Source organism: Nocardia implantans, from assembly GCF_035544775.1.
Classification (GTDB): Bacteria; Actinomycetota; Actinomycetes; order Mycobacteriales; family Mycobacteriaceae; genus Nocardia; species Nocardia implantans.
Genome location: NZ_JAYKYQ010000008.1, coordinates 44,448 through 61,197, shown reverse-complemented (window position 1 = coordinate 61,197; position 16,750 = coordinate 44,448). Strand labels below are relative to the sequence as shown.

Genomic DNA, 16,750 nt, shown 5'->3' with positions numbered 1-16,750 from the left:
GGGCGGGTAGTCGTGCGCAGCCCACCCGCACGCACCGTGACCGTGCACTTCCCGCGCCGGGTGCGACCACGCCGGTGCGAAAGTATTGCTGCCAAGGTTTCGCTGGATATATCCTTGCATATATGAAGACGATGATCGATCTCAACGACGAAGCTCTAGCCTTAGCCGCCAAGGAGTTGGGCACCACCACCAAGAAGGACACGGTCAACGCGGCGCTGGAATTCGTCGCCGACCGGCGCCGCCGGATCGAGCAAGTGTTGACCGACCCGTACGGGTTCGGAGTCGGCCCTGACATAGGTGACGCGGACGTCATGCGCGAGGCCCGCCGTTGACCGAGACCACTCCGCTCCGTTTGCATCTGGTGGACACCTCCGCGAGCGCCAGGCTCGCGTATGAGCCGGTACGCACGGTCATCGCCGGCCTGATCGCCGACCGTGCGGCCGCGACCTGCGTGACGGTGGACTTGGAGGCCGGTTACTCGGGGCGCAACCTCGCCGACGTGCAGAACGTCGCACAACGACGGCGCTCCCTCTACGTCAACCTCCCGATCAATGAGACGATCGCCGACCGTGCGCGCGAAGTTCAACAATTGATGGCGCGCAAAGGTCACCATCGAGCCGCGGGGATCGTGGATCTGCTCACCGCCGCGGTGGCCGAGTTCCACGGGGCCGTACTGGTCCACTATGACGCGGATTTCGAACACATCGCGTCGGTGACGAGGCAGCCCCATGTCTGGGTGGTGCCACAGGGCAGCCTCAACCAGGAAGTCGCCGTACGTGGTCCCGGACGCGCGCCGTCGTAGTCACCCGCGCACGCTGGGCCGGATGGTGGCGTACCAGTCGAGCAGGTCCGGGTTGTCCACGGCGCTGCGTTCGACGACGCGGCTCGGGTCGGCGCCCTGGAACAGTTTCTTGATCGGTACCTCGAGCTTCTTGCCGGTGCGGGTGTGCGGGATGCCGGGGGCCAGGATTATCTCGTCGGGCACGTGGCGGGGGGATACCTCGGTGCGAATCGTGCCGGCGACGCGCGCTTTCAGCTCGTCGGTGAGTTCCGCGCCGGGCGCCAGGGTGACGAACAGCGGCATCCAATATCCGCCGTCGGGTTGCTCGGCGCCGATCACCAGCGCTTCGGCGATCTCCGGGAGCCGTTCGACGGACTGGTAGATGTCGGCGCTGCCCATCCGGATGCCGTGCCGGTTGAGCGTGGAGTCCGAGCGTCCGTGCACGATCACGCTGTGGTGGTCGGTGATGGTGATCCAGTCGCCGTGCCGCCACACGCCGGGGAACATGTCGAAATACGCGTCGTGATAACGCTTGCCGTCCTCGTCGCGCCAGAAGGAGACCGGCATGGACGGCATCGGCGCGGTGACGACGAGTTCGCCCACCTCGCCGCGCACCGGCTGCCCCGCCGGGTCGTAGGCGTCCAGCGCGACGCCGAGGTAGGGCGCGGACAGCTCGCCCGGCCACACGGGCACGGTGCGCACGCCGCCGATGAACGCCGACACCACGTCGGTGCCGCCGCTGATGGACGAGACCTGGACGTGCTCGCCGACGTTCTCGCCCAGCCACAGCGCCGATGAGGTGGGCAGCGAGGAACCGGTGATGCCGACGGTGCGCAGCGCCGACAGGTCGTGGTCGGCACGCGGCGCCGAGCCCGCCTTGATGCAGGCCAGGACGTAGCCGGGACTCGCGCCGAGCACGGTGGCGCCGACCTCGGCGGCGATCCGCCACAGCGCGTCCGGCGCCGGCGCGGTGGGGCTGCCGTCGTAGGTCACGATGGTCGCCCCGGTCAGCAGGCCCGCGATCTGGAAGTTCCACATCATCCAGCTCGGGCTGGTGTACCAGAAGAAGGTGTCCTCGGGGCCGATGTCCGATTGCAGGGCAACGGCTTTGAGGTGTTCCAGCAGCACGCCGCCGTGGCCGTGCACGATGCCCTTCGGCAGGCCCGTCGTGCCGGAGGAGAACACGATCCACAGCGGATGGTCGAAGTCGACCGACTCCGTGGTGATCACCGGAGGCGGCGAGTCCGTGGTGGTCACCGCCTCGTCCCAGGAGGTCGTGTCCGGCACGTCGAGCCCGAGCCGGGAGACCGCGATCGTGCCCTTCAGCGAGTCCAGGCCCGCTCGCAACGCGGCGATGTCGTCGCGCTTGTCGTGCGCCTTGCCGCCGAAGCGGTAGCCGTCGGCGGTGACCAGGACGGTGGGCTCCAGCTGTCCGAGCCGGTCCAGCGCGGCTTTCGGCGAGTAGTCCTGTCCGCAGGCGCTCCAGACCGCGCCGATGCTCGCGGTGGCGAGGAACGCGATCACCGCCTCCGGGATGTTGGGCAGGTAACCCGCCACCCGGTCGCCCGGCCGCACGCCCAGCGAACGCAGCGTGCGCGCGAAAGCGGCGGTGTGGTCGATCAGTTCGGCCCAGGACACCTCCCGGATCGGTGCGTCCTCGCTGACCGCCTTGATCGCGGGCCGGTCGGTGCGCAGCTGCCGGATCACCTGGTCCACATAGTTCAGCCGGGTGCCGGGGAACCACTGCGCGCCGGGCATCCGCGCGCTCGCCAGCACTTCGCCCGCGATGTCGCCGAGTTCGAAGTAGTCCCACAGCGCGTGCCAGAACCCGGCGAGATCATCGACCGACCACTGCCACAGCGCGTGATAGTCGGCCGCGCGCACACCGGTGCGCTCGGCCACGAATCGTGCGAAGTCGGTGATCCTCGCCGCGGCGATGTCCGCTTCGGTCGGCACCCATTGTGGTTGCATCGCGGTCCTCCTGACTGTGGAAACTCGGTGCTCAGGCGCGGTCGGCGCGCCGCACGATCTGCTCGGCGTGCCGGAACACGGGGCCATCGACCATCCTGCCCTCGAAGGCGAAGACGCCGCGGTGGTTCGGCGCTTCCGCCAGCACCCGGCGGGCCCAGGCGACCTCTTCTTCGGAGGGTGCGTAGGCGGCCCGCAACACCGGCACCTGGCGCGGGTGGATCGCGACCTTGGCGTCGAATCCGACGGCGACCGCGTCCTCGGCTTCGGTGCGCAGCCCGTCCAGATCGCGAATGTCCAGGTACACCGAGTCGAGCGCGAACTTGCCGTACGCCTTGGCGGCCAGCAGCGCGGTGGAGCGCACGTGCCGGGCCACGTCTCGATAGCCGCCGTCGGCGTGCCTGCTCGCGGTGCCGCCGAGCCCGGCGACCAGATCCTCCGCGCCCCACATGACGCCGATCGCGTTGCGCGCCGTCATCGCCGCGCCGACGGCGAGCGCGCCGAGCGGCGACTCGATCAGCGCGATCACCTCGTAGTCCGCCAACGTCGTCACCTGTTCGGCGGCTTCGCATTTCGGCAGCATGAGCCTTCGATAGGAGGTTTCGGCGATGGCCGCCAGATCGAGCGCGTGGTCATCGGTGCCCGCGGCGTTGACCCGCACCACCGTGGTCTCCGGATCCATGGGGGTATCCAGCAGCGCCTTCCGTGCCGCGGCCTTGTCGTGCGCGGCGACGCCGTCCTCCAAATCGAGGATCACCACATCGGCCGCGTCCGCTGCCTTCGCGAAGCGCTCGGGGCGGTCGGCGGGGCAGAACAACCACGCCGGGCCCGCCATCTCCCAGCTCACGCGGCATCATCTCCGGCATGCGCGCGGCACTGCCATCCCGAGGTCCGACCGCTCATGCCAGGTTGATCATGGGTACGTGCGCAGCCCGTGCCGACGCCGCGCTGTCGCCCACCCGGCCCCCTCATGCGCCGCCCTCCGGCGCCTTGCGCACCAGCGTCTTGCGCACCGCGGTCGCGACGATGTCGCCGTGCTGGTTGCGCGCCGTGTGCGCGAAGGTCACGATGCCCTCGCCGGGACGGCTCTTCGACTCGCGCTTGCCGGTGACCACGGTCTCGGCGTACATGGTGTCGCCGTGGAACAGCGGCTTGGGGAACGCGACTTCCGAGAAGCCGAGATTGGCCACGATGGTGCCCTGGGTCAGCTGCGCCACCGAGAGCCCGATCAAGGTGGACAGGGTGAACATCGAGTTCACCAGCCGCTGGTTGAACGGGGGCAACCGCTCGCTGAACGCCGCGTCCAGATGCAGCGCCTGGGTGTTCATGGTCAGCGTGGTGAACAGGACGTTGTCCGCCTCGGTGATGGTGCGGCCGGGCCGGTGCTCGTAGACCACCTCGGTGTCGAACTCCTCGAACCACAGGCCGCGCTGCACGACCGTCCGCCGGGTCACAGGCCCAGCTCCCGTCCGATCAGCATCAGCTGCACCTCCGTCGTCCCCTCGCCGATTTCCAGGATCTTGCTGTCGCGATAGTGCCGGGCGACGGCGTACTCGTTCATGAACCCGTAGCCGCCGAAGATCTGTGTCGCGTCGCGGGCGTTGTCCATGGCGGCCTCGCTGGCCACCAGCTTGGCGATCGACGCCTGCTTCTTGAACGGTTTGCCCGCCAGCATCAGCGCCGCCGCGTCGTAGTAGGCCGTGCGCGCCGCGTGCGCCCGCGCCTCCATCCTGGCGATCTTGAACGCGATGGCCTGATTGCGCCCGATGACCTGGCCGAACGCCTCGCGCTCCTTGGCGTAGCGCACGCTCTCGTCGACGCAGCCCTGCGCGGCCCCGACCGCGAGCGCGGCGATGGCGATGCGGCCCTCGTCGAGGATGCGCAGGAAGTTCGCGTAGCCGCGCCCGCGTTCACCGAGCAGGTTCTCCTCGGGCACGCGAACGTCGGTGAAGCTGAGCGGATGGGTGTCGGAGGCGTTCCAGCCGACCTTGTTGTAGGCGGGCTCGGCGACGAAACCGGGCGTGTCGGTGGGCACCAGGATGGTCGAGATCTCCTTCTTGCCGCCGGTGGTCCCGGTCACCGCGGTCACCGTGACCAGCTTGGTGATGTCGGTGCCGGAGTTGGTGATGAACTGCTTGCTGCCGTTGATGATCCATTCGCCGCCGTCGGCGACCGCGGTGGTCCTGGTGCCGCCCGCGTCGCTGCCTGCGCCCGGCTCGGTGAGCCCGAACGCGGCGAGGTTGCGGCCGCTGGTCAGCTGCGGCAGCCATTCCTGCTTCTGCTTGTCGTTGCCGAAGCGATAGATCGGCATCGCGCCCAGCGAAACGCCCGCCTCCAGCGTGATCGCCACGCTCTGGTCGACCTTGCCCAGTTCCTCCAGCGCCAGGCACAGCGCGAAGTAGTCGCCGCCCATGCCGCCGTACTCCTCCGGGAACGGCAGCCCGAACAGGCCCATCTCGGCCATCCCCGCGACCACCTCGTACGGGAAGGTGTGGTTCGCGTCGTGCTCGGCCGCCACCGGAGCGACCACCGACCGCGCGAAGTCGCGCACGGTCAGCGCGAGATCGCGGTATTCCTCCGGCAGCGTGCCGGTGGACAGGAAGTCGGTCATGCGGAAATTCCTTCTCGTTCGGGGTGATTCGTTGCGTCCTGCGCGACGATGCGCGCCAGCACTTGGTCCAGGCGCACTTGGGCGCCCGGTTCGACCAGTAGTTCGACGGTTCCCGCGACCGGCGCGGTGAGCGAGTGCTCCATCTTCATCGCCTCCACGATGACCACCGGATCACCCGCGGCGACGGTGGCGCCGGAGGCGACCGGCGCCGCGATCACCGAGCCGGGCATGGGGGAGCGGATCTCGGCGTCGCCCACGTGCTCGTCGCCGCCACGCACGTTGACTTCCGCCACTTCGCGCAGCGCCGCGATGCCGGAGGGCCCCGCCACCCACAGCAGACCGTCCTGCTCGGCGACCCGGTAGGTGCGGCGCAGGCCGTCCAGCGTGAGCGTGAGAACGCCCGCGCCCCGATCGCCGGATGCGGTGAACGATGCGGTCAGCGAACGACTTTCGCCGTCGTCGACCCGTACCGTGCCGTCGTCCGGGGTGCCGGAGAGATAGACGTGCTCGATCCGTTCGCCGCCCGCGAGCCGGATCGGCGTGGGCGCGTCGGCCCCGATCCGCCAGCCGGACGGGATCTCCCACGGATCGCGCGGCGCGGCGGGCCAGCGGCGCAGCCAGTGCCAGGCCGCCGCGGCGGCGAACTCGTCGTCGCCTACTGCGGAGGGCCGGAAGTCGGTGACGCGCCGGTCCAGCAGGCCGGTGTCCAGCCGTCCCTCGGCCACGTCCTGGTCGTCGAGCAGGAAGCGCAGGAATTCGATGTTGCTGGTCACGCCGAGCAGCACGGTGTCGGCCAGCGCCCGATCGAGTTTCGCGAGCGCGGCCGAGCGGTCGGCGGCGTGCGCGATGACCTTCGACAGCATCGGGTCGTAGTCGCTGCCGACGCGCGTGCCGATCCGCAGACCGGAATCGACCCGGACGCCGGGACCGTCCGGCTCGTCGAGGTCGAGCACCGTACCGCCGGTGGGCAGGAACCCGCGACCGGGATCCTCGGCGTACACCCTGGCCTCGATCGCGTGCCCGACCATGCGGATGTCGTCCTGCGCCACCGCCAGTTTCTGCCCCGCCGCCACCCGGACCTGGCATTCCACCAGGTCGACGCCGGTGACCAGCTCGGTGACCGGATGCTCGACCTGCAGGCGGGTGTTCATCTCCATGAAGAAGAACTCGTCGGGCCGGTCGGCGGAGACGATGAACTCCACGGTGCCCGCGCCGACGTAGTCCACGCTGCGCGCGGTGTTGCAGGCGGCCGCGCCGATCCTGGCCCTGGTGGCCGCGTCCAGCAACGGTGACGGCGCTTCTTCGATCACCTTCTGGTGGCGGCGCTGCAAGCTGCATTCGCGCTCGCCCAGGTGCAGCACGTTGCCGAACTGGTCGGCGAGGATCTGCACTTCGATGTGGCGCGGCTGGGTGACGAACCGTTCCAGAAACAGCGTGTCGTCGCCGAACGCGGCGGCGGCCTCGCGCCGGGCGCTGCGCAGCGCCTCCGGCAGCCGGGCCGGATCGTCCACCCGGCGCATGCCCTTGCCTCCGCCGCCCGCGGACGGCTTGACCAGCACCGGATAACCGACTTCGGCGGCCGCGGCGATCAGGTCGTCATCGGTCAGGCCGGGTGTGGCGATGCCTGGCACCACCGGGACGCCGAACGCGGCCACGGTGTTCTTCGCGGTGATCTTGTCGCCCATCACCTCGATGGCGCGGGCGGGCGGGCCGAGGAACACGATCCCCGCCTCGGCCAGCGCGGCGGCGAAAGCGGCGTTCTCCGAGAGGAATCCGTAGCCGGGGTGCACCGCTTGCGCGCCGGTGCGCACGGCGGCGGCCACCACCCGGTCGATGTCGAGGTAGCTCTCCCGTGCCGGGGCCGGGCCGAGGCGCACCGCCGTGTCGGCTTCGTGGACGTGGCGGGCGTCGGCGTCGGCGTCGCTGTAGACGGCCACCGAGCGGATGCCCAACGCGCGCAATGTGCGGATCACCCGCACCGCGATCTCGCCGCGGTTGGCGACGAGCACGGTGTCGAACCCCACGGGAACGGATTTGTTCAGCATCGTCATCACATCCGGAAAACGCCGTAGGAGACGGGTTCGAGCGGAGCTTGCGCGCACACCGACAGCGCCAGCCCGAGCACGGTTCTGGTGTCGGCGGGATCGATCACTCCGTCGTCCCACAACCTGGCCGTCGAGTAATAGGGATTGCCCTGGCTCTCGTATTGCTCCCGGATCGGTGCCTTGAACGCCTCCTCGTCCTCGGGCGACCAGGGCCGCCCGCTGCTGTCGAGCTGGTCGCCGCGCACCGTCGCCAGCACCGACGCCGCCTGCTCGCCGCCCATCACCGAGATCCGCGCGTTCGGCCACATCCACAGAAACCGCGGCGAATACGCGCGCCCGCACATCGAGTAGTTGCCCGCGCCGTAGGAACCGCCGATGACGACGGTGAGCTTGGGCACCCGCGCGCAGGCGACCGCGGTGACCATCTTCGCGCCGTGCTTGGCGATGCCGCCCGCTTCGTAGTCGCGGCCGACCATGAAGCCTGTGATGTTCTGCAGGAACAGCAGGGGGATGCTGCGCTTGTCGCACAGCTCGATGAAATGCGCGCCCTTCATGGCGGATTCGCTGAACAGCACGCCGTTGTTGGCGACGATGCCGACCGGATGTCCGTGGATGCGCGCGAACCCGGTGACCAAGGTCTTGCCGTATCCGGCCTTGAACTCGTGGAAACCGCTCTCGCCCTCGGCCGTGCCGTCGACCAGGCGGTGGATCACTTCGCGCACGTCGTAGGGGGTGCGCAGGTCGACAGGAACCACGTCGTAGAGCTCGGATTCCGGCGCGGCGGGCGCGATGACCGGCCGCACGTCCCACGGAACGGGGGTGCGCGGGCCGAGCGTGGCCACGATCCGGCGCACGATGCGCAGCGCGTCCTGATCGTCCTCGGCCAAGTGGTCGGTGACGCCGGAGGTGCGCGAGTGCAGCTCGCCGCCGCCGAGTTCCTCGGCCGTGACCACCTCGCCGGTCGCGGCCTTCACCAGCGGCGGGCCGCCGAGGAAGATGGTGCCCTGGTTACGGACGATCACGGCCTCGTCGCTCATCGCGGGCACGTAGGCGCCGCCCGCCGTGCACGAGCCGAGCACCGCGGCGATCTGCGGAATCCCCTTGGCGCTCATGGTCGCCTGGTTGTAGAAGATGCGCCCGAAATGCTCCCGGTCGGGGAACACTTCGTCCTGATGCGGCAGGTACGCGCCGCCCGAGTCGACCAGGTAGACGCACGGCAGCTGGTTCTGCAACGCGATCTCCTGCGCGCGCAGATGCTTCTTCACCGTCATGGGGTAGTAGGTGCCGCCCTTGACCGTCGCGTCGTTGGCCACGATCACGCATTCCCGCCCGGAGACCCGGCCGATCCCGGTGATGATCCCGGCGCCGGGGGACTCGTCGCCGTACATCCCGGTCGCGGCCAGCGGGGACAGTTCGAGGAACGGGCTTCCCGGGTCCAGCAGTTGGTCCACGCGCTGCCTCGGCAGCAGCTTGCCGCGCGCGACGTGCCGATCGCGCGCCTTCTGGGGTCCGCCCAACGCCGCGGCGGCCAGCCGGGCGCGCAGGTCGTCGACCAACGCCGCGTGCGCGGCGCGGTTCCCGACGGCCTCTTCGGTAACGGTCATCACGCCATCCTGTCGTCCAGTTAGTCGACGATAACTGGAATTCAGGTTAGTGTTGATTAACCGAGTTGTCCAGATCGGCGGAAAGGACCGCGTGTGACCAGTGCCGAATCCGTCGCGCCCACGCGTCGTGAGCAGTTGAAGGCGCAGCGAAGGGCGCAACTGCTGGAAGCGGGAGCGCGCTTGATCGCCGACCGCGGCTTCCTCGGCATGCGCCTGGACGACCTCGGCGCCGCCGTCGGCATCAGCGGTCCCGCCGTCTACCGGCACTTCCCGAACAAGGAGGCGCTGCTGGTCGAGCTGCTGGTAGGGGTGAGCCAGCGCCTGCTCGACGGCGGCAAGAAGGTGGTCGCGGGCACCGATTCCGCCGAGCAGGCGCTGGCCGGACTGGTCGATCACCACCTGGACTTCGCGCTCGGCGAGCCGGAGCTGATCCGCATCCAGGACCGCGACCTGGACAACGTGCCCGCCCCCGCCCGCCGCGAGATCCGCCGCACCCAGCGCCAATACGTGGAGATCTGGGTGGGCGTGCTGCGCGAGCTGCATCCGGACCTACCCGAGGAGGCGGCGCGGGTGCAGGCCCACGCCGCCTTCGGACTGATCAACTCCACCCCGCACAGCGCTAGCGAGGCGACCGCGGCGCGGGCCCGGCCGGTGCTGCGCAGGATGGCGCTGACCGCGCTGGGGTGAGCGCGCCCTCATCGCGCGCTCCACCCGCCGTCCATCGTGTAGGCCGCGCCGTTCACCATGCCCGCCTCCGTCGACGCGAGCCAGGCCACCAGCGAGGCGACCTCCTCCGGCTCGACGAGCCGCTTGATCGCGCTCTCGGTGAGCAGGATCTTCTCCACCACCTCCTGCTCGGGCACGCCGTGCGCCCTGGCCTGATCGGCGATCTGCTTGTCCACCAGCGGCGTGCGCACATAGCCCGGGTTCACGCAATTGCTGGTGACGCCGTGCGGGCCGCCCTCCAGCGCGGTGACCTTCGACAGGCCCTCGAGCCCGTGCTTGGCCGTCACGTAGGCGACTTTGTATTCGGAGGCGCGCAGGCCGTGGATCGAGGAGATGTTGACGATCCGTCCCCAGCCCTGCCGGTACATGTGCGGCAGCGCCGCGCGCACCAGCAGGAACGGGGCTTCGACCATCAGCGTGAGCAGATCGCGGAAGCGCTGCGGCGCGAAGTCCTGGATCGGGCTGACGTGCTGCACCCCGGCGTTGTTCACCAGGATGTCGGCCTCGAGTTCCAGCGTCTCCAGCGCCGCGACGTCGAGCAGGTCCACCGCCCACGATTTCCCGCCCAGTTCCCCGGCCACGGTCTTCGCGCCGGCCTCGTCGACGTCGGCCACCGTGACGGTGGCGCCGCGCGCCGCGAGCGCGCGGGCGCATGCCGCGCCGATGCCGCTCGCGCCGCCGGTGACCAGGGCGCTGCGCCCCGCCAGATCGCTCATCGCACGGTCACTTCGGCGCGCGCGCCGACGGTCTCGGCGTCGGCGTGGTCGATGCTCTCCAAGGTCAGCCCCTTCGTCTCTCGTGCGACGAGCACGGCGATCGCGCTCACCGCCGCCGCGCCCGCCAGGTACCAGGCGATCGGCACCGCGGAGTGGTAGGTGTTCAGCAGCCGGACGGCGATGATCGGCGCCAGCGAACCGGCCACGATCGAGGTCACCTGATAGCCCAGGGACACACCGGAATAGCGCATCCGGGTGGGGAACATCTCGGCCATGATGGCGGGCTGCCCGGCGTACATGAAGGCGTGGAAGATCAGGCCGATGATGATGGCGGACATGATGACCGCGTTGTGGCCGCTGTCCATCATCGGGAAGGCGAAGAAGCCCCAGGTGCCTGCGGTGAGCGCGCCGATCAGATAGACCGGTCGCCTGCCGATGCGGTCGGACAGGCCTCCCACCAGCGGGATCACCGCGAAGTGCACGGCGTGCGCGGCCAGCAGCCACCACAGGATCACTTGGGTGTCGGCGTGCACCTGCGTCTTCAAGTAGGTGATGGTGAACGTGACCACCAGGTAGTACATGACGTTCTCGCCGAAGCGCAGCCCCATCGCGGTGAACACGCCGCGCGGGTAGCGGCGCAGCACCTCGACCACGCTCAGTGAGGTCGCCTTGATCTGCTCGGCCTCCCGCTGCGCCGCGACGAAGATGGGCGCGTCGGTGATCTTGGTGCGGATGTAGTAGCCGATCAGCACCACCACCGCGGACAGCCAGAACGCCACCCGCCAGCCCCAGCCGAGGAACGCCTCGTCCGACAGCGTAGAGGTGAGCACCAGCAGCACCACCGTCGCCAGCAGGTTGCCCGCGGGCACGCCTGCCTGCGGCCAGCTCGCCCAGAAGCCGCGACCGCGACTCGGACTGTGCTCGGCCACCAGCAGCACCGCGCCGCCCCACTCGCCGCCGACGGCGAAGCCCTGGATGAATCGCAGGGCGACCAGCAGCGCGGGCGCCCAGTAGCCGATCTGCCCGAAGGTGGGCAGGCAGCCCATCAGGAACGTCGCGCTGCCCACCAGTACCAGGCTGAACTGGAGCAGCTTCTTGCGGCCGTACTTGTCACCGAAATGCCCGAACACCACGCCGCCGAGCGGCCGCGCCGCGAAACCGACCGCATAGGTGACGAACGCGGCCAGAATGGCGTCCAGGTCGCTGGTGCCCTTGGCGAAGAACACCTTGCTGAACACCAGCGTGGCGGCGGTGCCGTACAGGAAGAACTCGTACCACTCCACCACCGTGCCCGCCATCGACGCGGCCACCACGCGGCGTAGACCGCTGGTCGTCGCGCCCGAATCCGCCGCTACGGCGTCGTGCTCCCTCATCGCACTTCTCCTTCGTGCCCGGGGCCACACTTCGGATCCCGATGTGACGGCCCCCACAATGCTTGGCTGCACCGAGTATTGGTGCAGAGGAATCGTGCCGCAATGACCATTTGCGCAGTGCGTCTCTGCAAAGATGCAGATATGCGCCCGGCCTCTCCCGGTCGTCCCAGCGCGGACGACCTTCTCGTCCTCCTGGCCGTCGGGCGCTCCGGCCGATTCGTGACGGCGGCCGAGGAACTCGGGATCAACCACACCACCATCTCCCGGCGCATCGCCGCCTTGGAACACACGCTCGGCGGCCGGGTGCTCACCCGGGTGACCGGCGGCTGGGAACTGACCGATCTCGGCAGGGAGGCGCTGGCCGCGGCCGAGGCGGTGGAGGCGGCGGTGAAATCACTGGCCGCGGACGCCGACGGCAACCGGGTGCTGGAGGGGGTGGTCCGGCTCTCGGCGACCGACGGCTTCAGCGCCTACATCGCCGCGCCAGCGGCGGCGGAGGTGCAGCGGCGGCATCCGAAGATCTCGGTGGAGATCGTGGCGATCACCCGGCGCGCCTCGCAACAGCGCTCGGGGCTCGATCTCGAGATCGTGGTGGGCGAGCCGCAAGTGCACCGCGCCACCGCCACCCACCTGGCCGACTACTGTCTCGGCCTCTACGGTTCCCGCGAATACCTGCGTGAGCACGGCGCGCCCGCGACGATCGACGACCTGTCCCGGTATCCGCTGGTCTACTTCATCGATTCCATGCTCCAAGTGGACGACCTCGACCTGGCCTCCAGCTTCGTGCCCGCGATGCGGGAATCGGTCACGTCCACCAACGTTTTCGTACACGTGGAAGCCACCCGCGCGTCAGCGGGCCTTGGGCTGCTGCCCTGCTTCATGGCCGATCGCCACCCCGATCTCGTTCGGGTGCTGGCCGATTCGGTGACCGTCACCCTCGGCTATTGGCTCGTCGCCCGCACCGAAACGTTGCGCCGCCCGGAAGTGGCCGCCGTCGTGACGGCGATCCGGGCCGTGGTCGCCGATCAGCGCGACATCCTCCTCGGTCGTCTGTGATCCCAGCTGCTTCGGCTGAGTCGGGTTTCAGCCGCGATATTGACATTGCTAGTGATTTCAGTGAAGACTGAAATGACTAGCAACGACGGGAGCTTTGATGGATCTCGAGATCGAGCATGTGACGTTCAACAGCCTTGGCACCGCGTGTGCGGGCGATCTGTATCTGCCCGCGGCGGACGGCCCGGCCCCCGGTCTGGTGCTGGGGCACTCGGGGGTGATGGTGAAGGAGGCGTTGCGGGTCTTCGCACCGTATTTCGTGCGGGCGGGGTTCGCGGTATTGGCGATCGACTATCGCACGGTCGGTGCCAGCGCGGGGGAACCTCGCGGCCAGGACTACCCACAGCGACAGACAGAGGATTTCCGTAGCGCGGTGTCGTATCTGCAAACCCGCCCGGAGGTGGACCCGGATCGAATCGGAGTCTGGGGGGTCAGCATCGGGGGGTCGGTGGCGACGCAGGCCGCGGTCTTGGACCGGCGCGTGAAATGTGTTGTGGTGCAGAGCCCGAGCGTGTGGAACGGGTGGCGGTATCTGGAGCGGCTGCTCGGCAGGGGGGGCGTGGGCGGGCTGCGGGATCGGTTGGACGAGGACTGGCAGCGCCGATATGCCGGCCACGAGAGCGCTCGGGTGCCGCACCTGACGCTGCAAGGCGAAAACGTAGAGAGCACACCGGATCTCGCCGCCGAGATGTTCCCGAACTATCGGAACGAGAAGACCCTCGATTCCGCCGAACATCTCCTGACCTTCGCGCCGGAGGACCTCATTCACCGCCTGGCGCCGACCCCGCTGCTGATGATCGCCAACGGCGGCTGGGACCCATACCACATGCTCGAGGAAGCACAGAGCGCCTTCGCCAAGGCCGGTGAGCCGAAACGCCTCGAGATCCTGCCTTACGACGTGCTCGGTCTCTACACCGGTCCCGGGCTCGATGAGGCCATGGCTCTGGCCGTCGAGTGGTTCGACCGGTATCTGCGCCGGACCCGCCTCGTCGCTCCCACCCCGGCGCCTACCTGGGAGTCGGTGACCGCTGTGCCACAGTAATCCAGCCGAACACAGCGCAGGAGGACACAGCATGCCGGACACGGACCGACAGGACGCCACGCTGAAGTGGGTCGAGCGAGTCGCTACCTTCTGCGTCGAGGAATGGGGACTGCCCCCCATCACCGGCCGCATCCTCGGACTCCTGATGATCTGCGATCCGCCGGAGCAGTCCGCAGGCCGGATCGCCGAGGCGATCCGTGCCAGCCGCGCCTCGCTGACCTCCAACATGCGCCTGCTGACCACGATCGGCCTCGTCCGCAAGGTGCGGATCCCCGGTGACCGCACCGCCTACTACCGCATCGAGGACGACGCCTGGGAGAAGGTCATCGAGCGCAAGATCGCCGGCCTCGGCGCCTTCGGCGACATCGCCGAGGACGGACTCGCCTTGGTCGGGGGCGCCGATCCCGCGCTCACCGAGCGCATCCGGGCCGCTCAGCAGGCATTGACCTGGCTGCGCGACCTCGCCGCCCGACCCAGGGACACCACCACATGAAGGACCGATCGTGCTTCGAATCCGACCCGACCTGAACCCGATCCAGGAAACCCTGCTGCTCACCCTGCGAGCCCGAGCGCTGGACGCGACCACGCGCACCCCGATCCTGGGCGACACCCACCAGGCCGAGCTGGCCGACCGGATCGACTACGACTACACCAAACTGAAGCTGAAACCCAGCCTCATCTGCGGAACGGCGCTACGCGCGAAGAAACTCGACGACGCGGTGCGGGCGTTCACCGCGACGCACCGAAATGCGGTGGTAATCGATCTCGGCTGCGGCCTGGACACCCGCATGCTGCGATGCGATCCCTCCGCCGATGTCGACTGGTACGACATCGATTACCCGGAAGTCGTCGAAATGCGCGGGCAATTGCTTCCGCACAGCTCCCATCTGTTGGGCGTCGATCTCACCCAGCCGGGCTGGACCGAGCAGCTGCCCGCCGATCGACCAGCCATGATCGTCGCCGAGGGCCTGCTGCCTTTCCTGCCCGGCGACACCTTCCACACCCTGATCCGCGAGGCGACCACGCATTTCCCGACCGGTGAACTCGCCCTCAACGGCTACACCCGTTTCGCCGCCTGGGCCATGAAGTACCACCCCTCGATCAAAGCCCTCGGCATCAGCGCCGCCCAAGGATTCGACGACCCCCACGAACCCGAAACCTGGGGCGCTGGCCTGAAATTGATCGAAGAACAACTCCTCACCCGAGCCCCCGAAGTCGCCCTCTTCCCCCAACCGCTACGCGCCATGACCCGCGCCACAGCCCTCAGCCCAGCACTGTCCCGGCAAGCCAACCGCATACTCCGTTACGGCTTCTAGCCGAGTTCGTTGTTCAGCACCGCGAAGGCAGTGCCGGCTGCGCCGCAACCTCACGGACCGGTCGAACCCAGGTCACGCCGTGTGGGCGAGCGCGTCGAAGCGGTGGCGGAAGTGTTCGGCGTCGTCGCCTCGGGTGTGGGTGGCGGCGACGCGGACAGGGCGTAGTTCGGCCAGGAGGCGTGGGGAGTTTACCGGCCCTTCCAGCAGGGTGATTGCGGTGTGGGCTTCGGTGATGGCGGAGGGGGTATCGCCGAGGCCGGTGAGGGCGGCGGCGTAGTAGGCGCGGTAGGACGCTTCGTCGCGGGGGAAGCAGTTCCGCTGGCCGACGCTCTCGCTGTACAGCTGAACCGCCCGGTTGTGGTGGCCCAGCATGCGGAGTCCGCGCGCCTCGTGGGCGCGCAACTCGGCCTCGTTGACGTGCTCCAACCATGCCGGGTCGTCCGGGTCGTCGAGGCCGCGGTCGGCTTCACGCCAGACGCGCGCCATCGCGCGGGTGAATTCCCGCTCGTCGCCGACGGCCGCATAAGCCGTTGCTTCCTCCGCGGCCTTCAACGCGTTCATGCGCGCCGACGGCATTCCCCTGACGAGTTCTGTCGAGCGCCGGGCGAGGCGCACGGGCTCGGCTGAGGAAGCAGGTGAGGAGGCGGCGAGGTTCGCGAGATCTCCGAGGGCGGCGGCCAATAAGGTGGTGTCACCGCATTGTTCGGCAAGCAGGATCGATTCTGTGAGGTGCCGCCGGGATGTGCCAGGGCGATTACTGTCCCGCGCCAGCCATGCGACGGTATTCGACAGCCACCCGGTGGCGCTGACCAATTCGACGCCGATGCGGTCGCCGTAGGTTCGGGAGTCGAGTAGCCGCCGTATGGACGCGTATTGCCTTGCCGCGTAATCGAATATCGCGCCGCTGCCGCGATGATGGTCATGCTCCCACAGCCGCTCTGTGAGCATGCGGATATATGTGACGTGCCCGGAGCCGACTCGAATCGGTTCCGCGGCCCTGGTCGGCGGTATGGAGACGCCCGTAAACGCCGTCATCGTCGCTGCCAGGCCGAATTGTCTGCGGTCCACGTCATCGACTCCTTCGCAGGCTCCGTTGTCGATGGTCCCCGTCTCGGGGGTCGCGAGCAAGAGGGGCAGCAATGCCGTGCGTGGCACCCCGAGTGCGTCGGCGGCGCGGACCAGTTCACGGATGTCGAAGATGGTCCCGACTTCCCCACGCTCCACGCGCCCGGCGTGGGTTCGGTCCCAGTGCAGGAGCGCGCCGAAATCGGCTTGAGACAGTCCCATTTTCTTGCGAACGAGCGCGAGGGCCTGACCTGGACGTCCCTCGCCGAGCAACTTACGAAAGTGCGGCGACTGCCATACGCGGTCGATTTCGCTGTTCGCCACATCCGCCCCCTGCGTCGAAGTCATTGTGCCGCCGCACTTTAGCGCCATGGCTCTGGCCCCGACGGACAACCGCAGATGTCGCACACCTGGTCGCGCGCACTTGACAGCGTCGCGGTGGACCCTTCG

The 16,750-nt window shown here is 68.8% G+C and carries 16 protein-coding genes; 7 read left to right on the top strand and 9 right to left on the bottom strand.

Annotated elements, in window-relative coordinates; genetic code table 11:
• Positions 1–122: 122 nt before the first annotated feature.
• Positions 123–332, top strand: a complete 210-nt coding sequence (locus tag U3653_RS19620; protein ID WP_084485632.1) for a type II toxin-antitoxin system VapB family antitoxin — start codon at positions 123–125, stop codon at positions 330–332.
• Positions 329–802 (top strand): PIN domain nuclease, encoded by a 474-nt coding sequence (locus U3653_RS19615; protein ID WP_323124141.1) that lies wholly within the window; start codon positions 329–331, stop codon positions 800–802. The genes U3653_RS19620 and U3653_RS19615 overlap by 4 nt, the downstream gene beginning before the upstream one ends.
• Here the strand turns inward: U3653_RS19615 and U3653_RS19610 are convergent, their stop codons facing one another.
• The 6 genes from U3653_RS19610 to U3653_RS19585 form a co-directional block, all read right to left on the bottom strand.
• Positions 803–2,752, bottom strand: a complete 1,950-nt coding sequence (locus U3653_RS19610; RefSeq protein ID WP_195078299.1) for an acetoacetate--CoA ligase — start codon at positions 2,750–2,752, stop codon at positions 803–805.
• A 31-nt stretch (positions 2,753–2,783) separates the two neighbouring features.
• Positions 2,784–3,596 (bottom strand): HpcH/HpaI aldolase/citrate lyase family protein, encoded by an 813-nt coding sequence (locus U3653_RS19605; protein ID WP_195078300.1) that lies wholly within the window; start codon positions 3,594–3,596, stop codon positions 2,784–2,786.
• A 121-nt stretch (positions 3,597–3,717) separates the two neighbouring features.
• Complete coding sequence (locus U3653_RS19600) at positions 3,718–4,203, bottom strand: MaoC family dehydratase (protein WP_195078301.1); 486 nt, start codon at positions 4,201–4,203, stop codon at positions 3,718–3,720.
• A complete protein-coding gene (locus tag U3653_RS19595; protein WP_195078302.1) occupies positions 4,200–5,360 on the bottom strand; it encodes an acyl-CoA dehydrogenase family protein in 1,161 nt (386 codons plus the stop codon). The genes U3653_RS19600 and U3653_RS19595 overlap by 4 nt, the downstream gene beginning before the upstream one ends.
• Positions 5,357–7,405: an acetyl/propionyl/methylcrotonyl-CoA carboxylase subunit alpha gene (locus U3653_RS19590; protein ID WP_195078303.1), complete on the bottom strand. Its 2,049-nt coding sequence runs from the start codon at positions 7,403–7,405 to the stop codon at positions 5,357–5,359. Before U3653_RS19590 ends, U3653_RS19595 begins: the two co-directional genes overlap by 4 nt.
• Before the next feature lie 5 nt (positions 7,406–7,410).
• Positions 7,411–9,009, bottom strand: coding sequence for a carboxyl transferase domain-containing protein (locus U3653_RS19585; RefSeq protein ID WP_195078304.1), 1,599 nt, complete (start codon positions 9,007–9,009; stop codon positions 7,411–7,413).
• A gap of 93 nt (positions 9,010–9,102) precedes the next feature.
• Between U3653_RS19585 and U3653_RS19580 the strand changes: the two genes are divergently transcribed.
• A complete protein-coding gene (locus U3653_RS19580) occupies positions 9,103–9,696 on the top strand; it encodes an SACE_7040 family transcriptional regulator (protein ID WP_195078305.1) in 594 nt (197 codons plus the stop codon).
• Between the two features lie 8 nt (positions 9,697–9,704).
• On the opposite strand, the gene U3653_RS19575 is transcribed toward U3653_RS19580, so the two are convergent.
• Both U3653_RS19575 and U3653_RS19570 read right to left on the bottom strand, forming a co-directional pair.
• Positions 9,705–10,451, bottom strand: a complete 747-nt coding sequence (locus U3653_RS19575; RefSeq protein WP_195078306.1) for a 3-hydroxybutyrate dehydrogenase — start codon at positions 10,449–10,451, stop codon at positions 9,705–9,707.
• Entirely contained in the window at positions 10,448–11,824 is a 1,377-nt protein-coding gene (locus U3653_RS19570) for an MFS transporter (RefSeq protein WP_195078307.1), read from the bottom strand. Before U3653_RS19570 ends, U3653_RS19575 begins: the two co-directional genes overlap by 4 nt.
• Before the next feature lie 141 nt (positions 11,825–11,965).
• Here U3653_RS19570 and U3653_RS19565 point away from each other — a divergent pair, with 141 nt between their 5' ends.
• From U3653_RS19565 to U3653_RS19550, 4 genes are all read left to right on the top strand, one after another.
• A complete protein-coding gene (locus U3653_RS19565; protein ID WP_195078308.1) occupies positions 11,966–12,880 on the top strand; it encodes a LysR family transcriptional regulator in 915 nt (304 codons plus the stop codon).
• Positions 12,881–12,977: 97 nt separating this feature from the next.
• Positions 12,978–13,919 carry an alpha/beta hydrolase gene (locus U3653_RS19560; protein WP_195078309.1) on the top strand — a complete coding sequence of 314 codons (942 nt, stop codon included), beginning with the start codon at positions 12,978–12,980 and terminating at the stop codon, positions 13,917–13,919.
• A 31-nt stretch (positions 13,920–13,950) separates the two neighbouring features.
• Positions 13,951–14,412, top strand: coding sequence for a GbsR/MarR family transcriptional regulator (locus U3653_RS19555; protein ID WP_195078310.1), 462 nt, complete (start codon positions 13,951–13,953; stop codon positions 14,410–14,412).
• A gap of 10 nt (positions 14,413–14,422) precedes the next feature.
• A complete protein-coding gene (locus tag U3653_RS19550) occupies positions 14,423–15,235 on the top strand; it encodes a class I SAM-dependent methyltransferase (protein ID WP_195078311.1) in 813 nt (270 codons plus the stop codon).
• 72 nt (positions 15,236–15,307) lie between these two features.
• On the opposite strand, the gene U3653_RS19545 is transcribed toward U3653_RS19550, so the two are convergent.
• On the bottom strand, positions 15,308–16,648 hold the full coding sequence (locus U3653_RS19545; RefSeq protein WP_195078312.1) for a helix-turn-helix domain-containing protein: 1,341 nt from the start codon (positions 16,646–16,648) through the stop codon (positions 15,308–15,310).
• Positions 16,649–16,750 lie beyond the last annotated feature (102 nt).

Excerpts from the sequence above, each read along its gene's own strand:
- U3653_RS19595 (WP_195078302.1), bottom strand. The coding sequence starts at position 5,360 with ATGACCGACTTCCTGTCCACCGGCACGCTGCCGGAGGAATACCGCGAT.
- U3653_RS19610 (WP_195078299.1), bottom strand. The coding sequence starts at position 2,752 with ATGCAACCACAATGGGTGCCGACCGAAGCGGACATCGCCGCGGCGAGG.
- U3653_RS19565 (WP_195078308.1), top strand. The coding sequence starts at position 11,966 with ATGCGCCCGGCCTCTCCCGGTCGTCCCAGCGCGGACGACCTTCTCGTC.
- U3653_RS19590 (WP_195078303.1), bottom strand. The coding sequence starts at position 7,405 with ATGCTGAACAAATCCGTTCCCGTGGGGTTCGACACCGTGCTCGTCGCC.
- U3653_RS19560 (WP_195078309.1), top strand. The coding sequence starts at position 12,978 with ATGGATCTCGAGATCGAGCATGTGACGTTCAACAGCCTTGGCACCGCG.
- U3653_RS19570 (WP_195078307.1), bottom strand. The coding sequence starts at position 11,824 with ATGAGGGAGCACGACGCCGTAGCGGCGGATTCGGGCGCGACGACCAGC.
- U3653_RS19555 (WP_195078310.1), top strand. The coding sequence starts at position 13,951 with ATGCCGGACACGGACCGACAGGACGCCACGCTGAAGTGGGTCGAGCGA.
- U3653_RS19585 (WP_195078304.1), bottom strand. The coding sequence starts at position 9,009 with ATGACCGTTACCGAAGAGGCCGTCGGGAACCGCGCCGCGCACGCGGCG.
- U3653_RS19620 (WP_084485632.1), top strand. The coding sequence starts at position 123 with ATGAAGACGATGATCGATCTCAACGACGAAGCTCTAGCCTTAGCCGCC.
- U3653_RS19545 (WP_195078312.1), bottom strand. The coding sequence starts at position 16,648 with ATGACTTCGACGCAGGGGGCGGATGTGGCGAACAGCGAAATCGACCGC.
- U3653_RS19575 (WP_195078306.1), bottom strand. The coding sequence starts at position 10,451 with ATGAGCGATCTGGCGGGGCGCAGCGCCCTGGTCACCGGCGGCGCGAGC.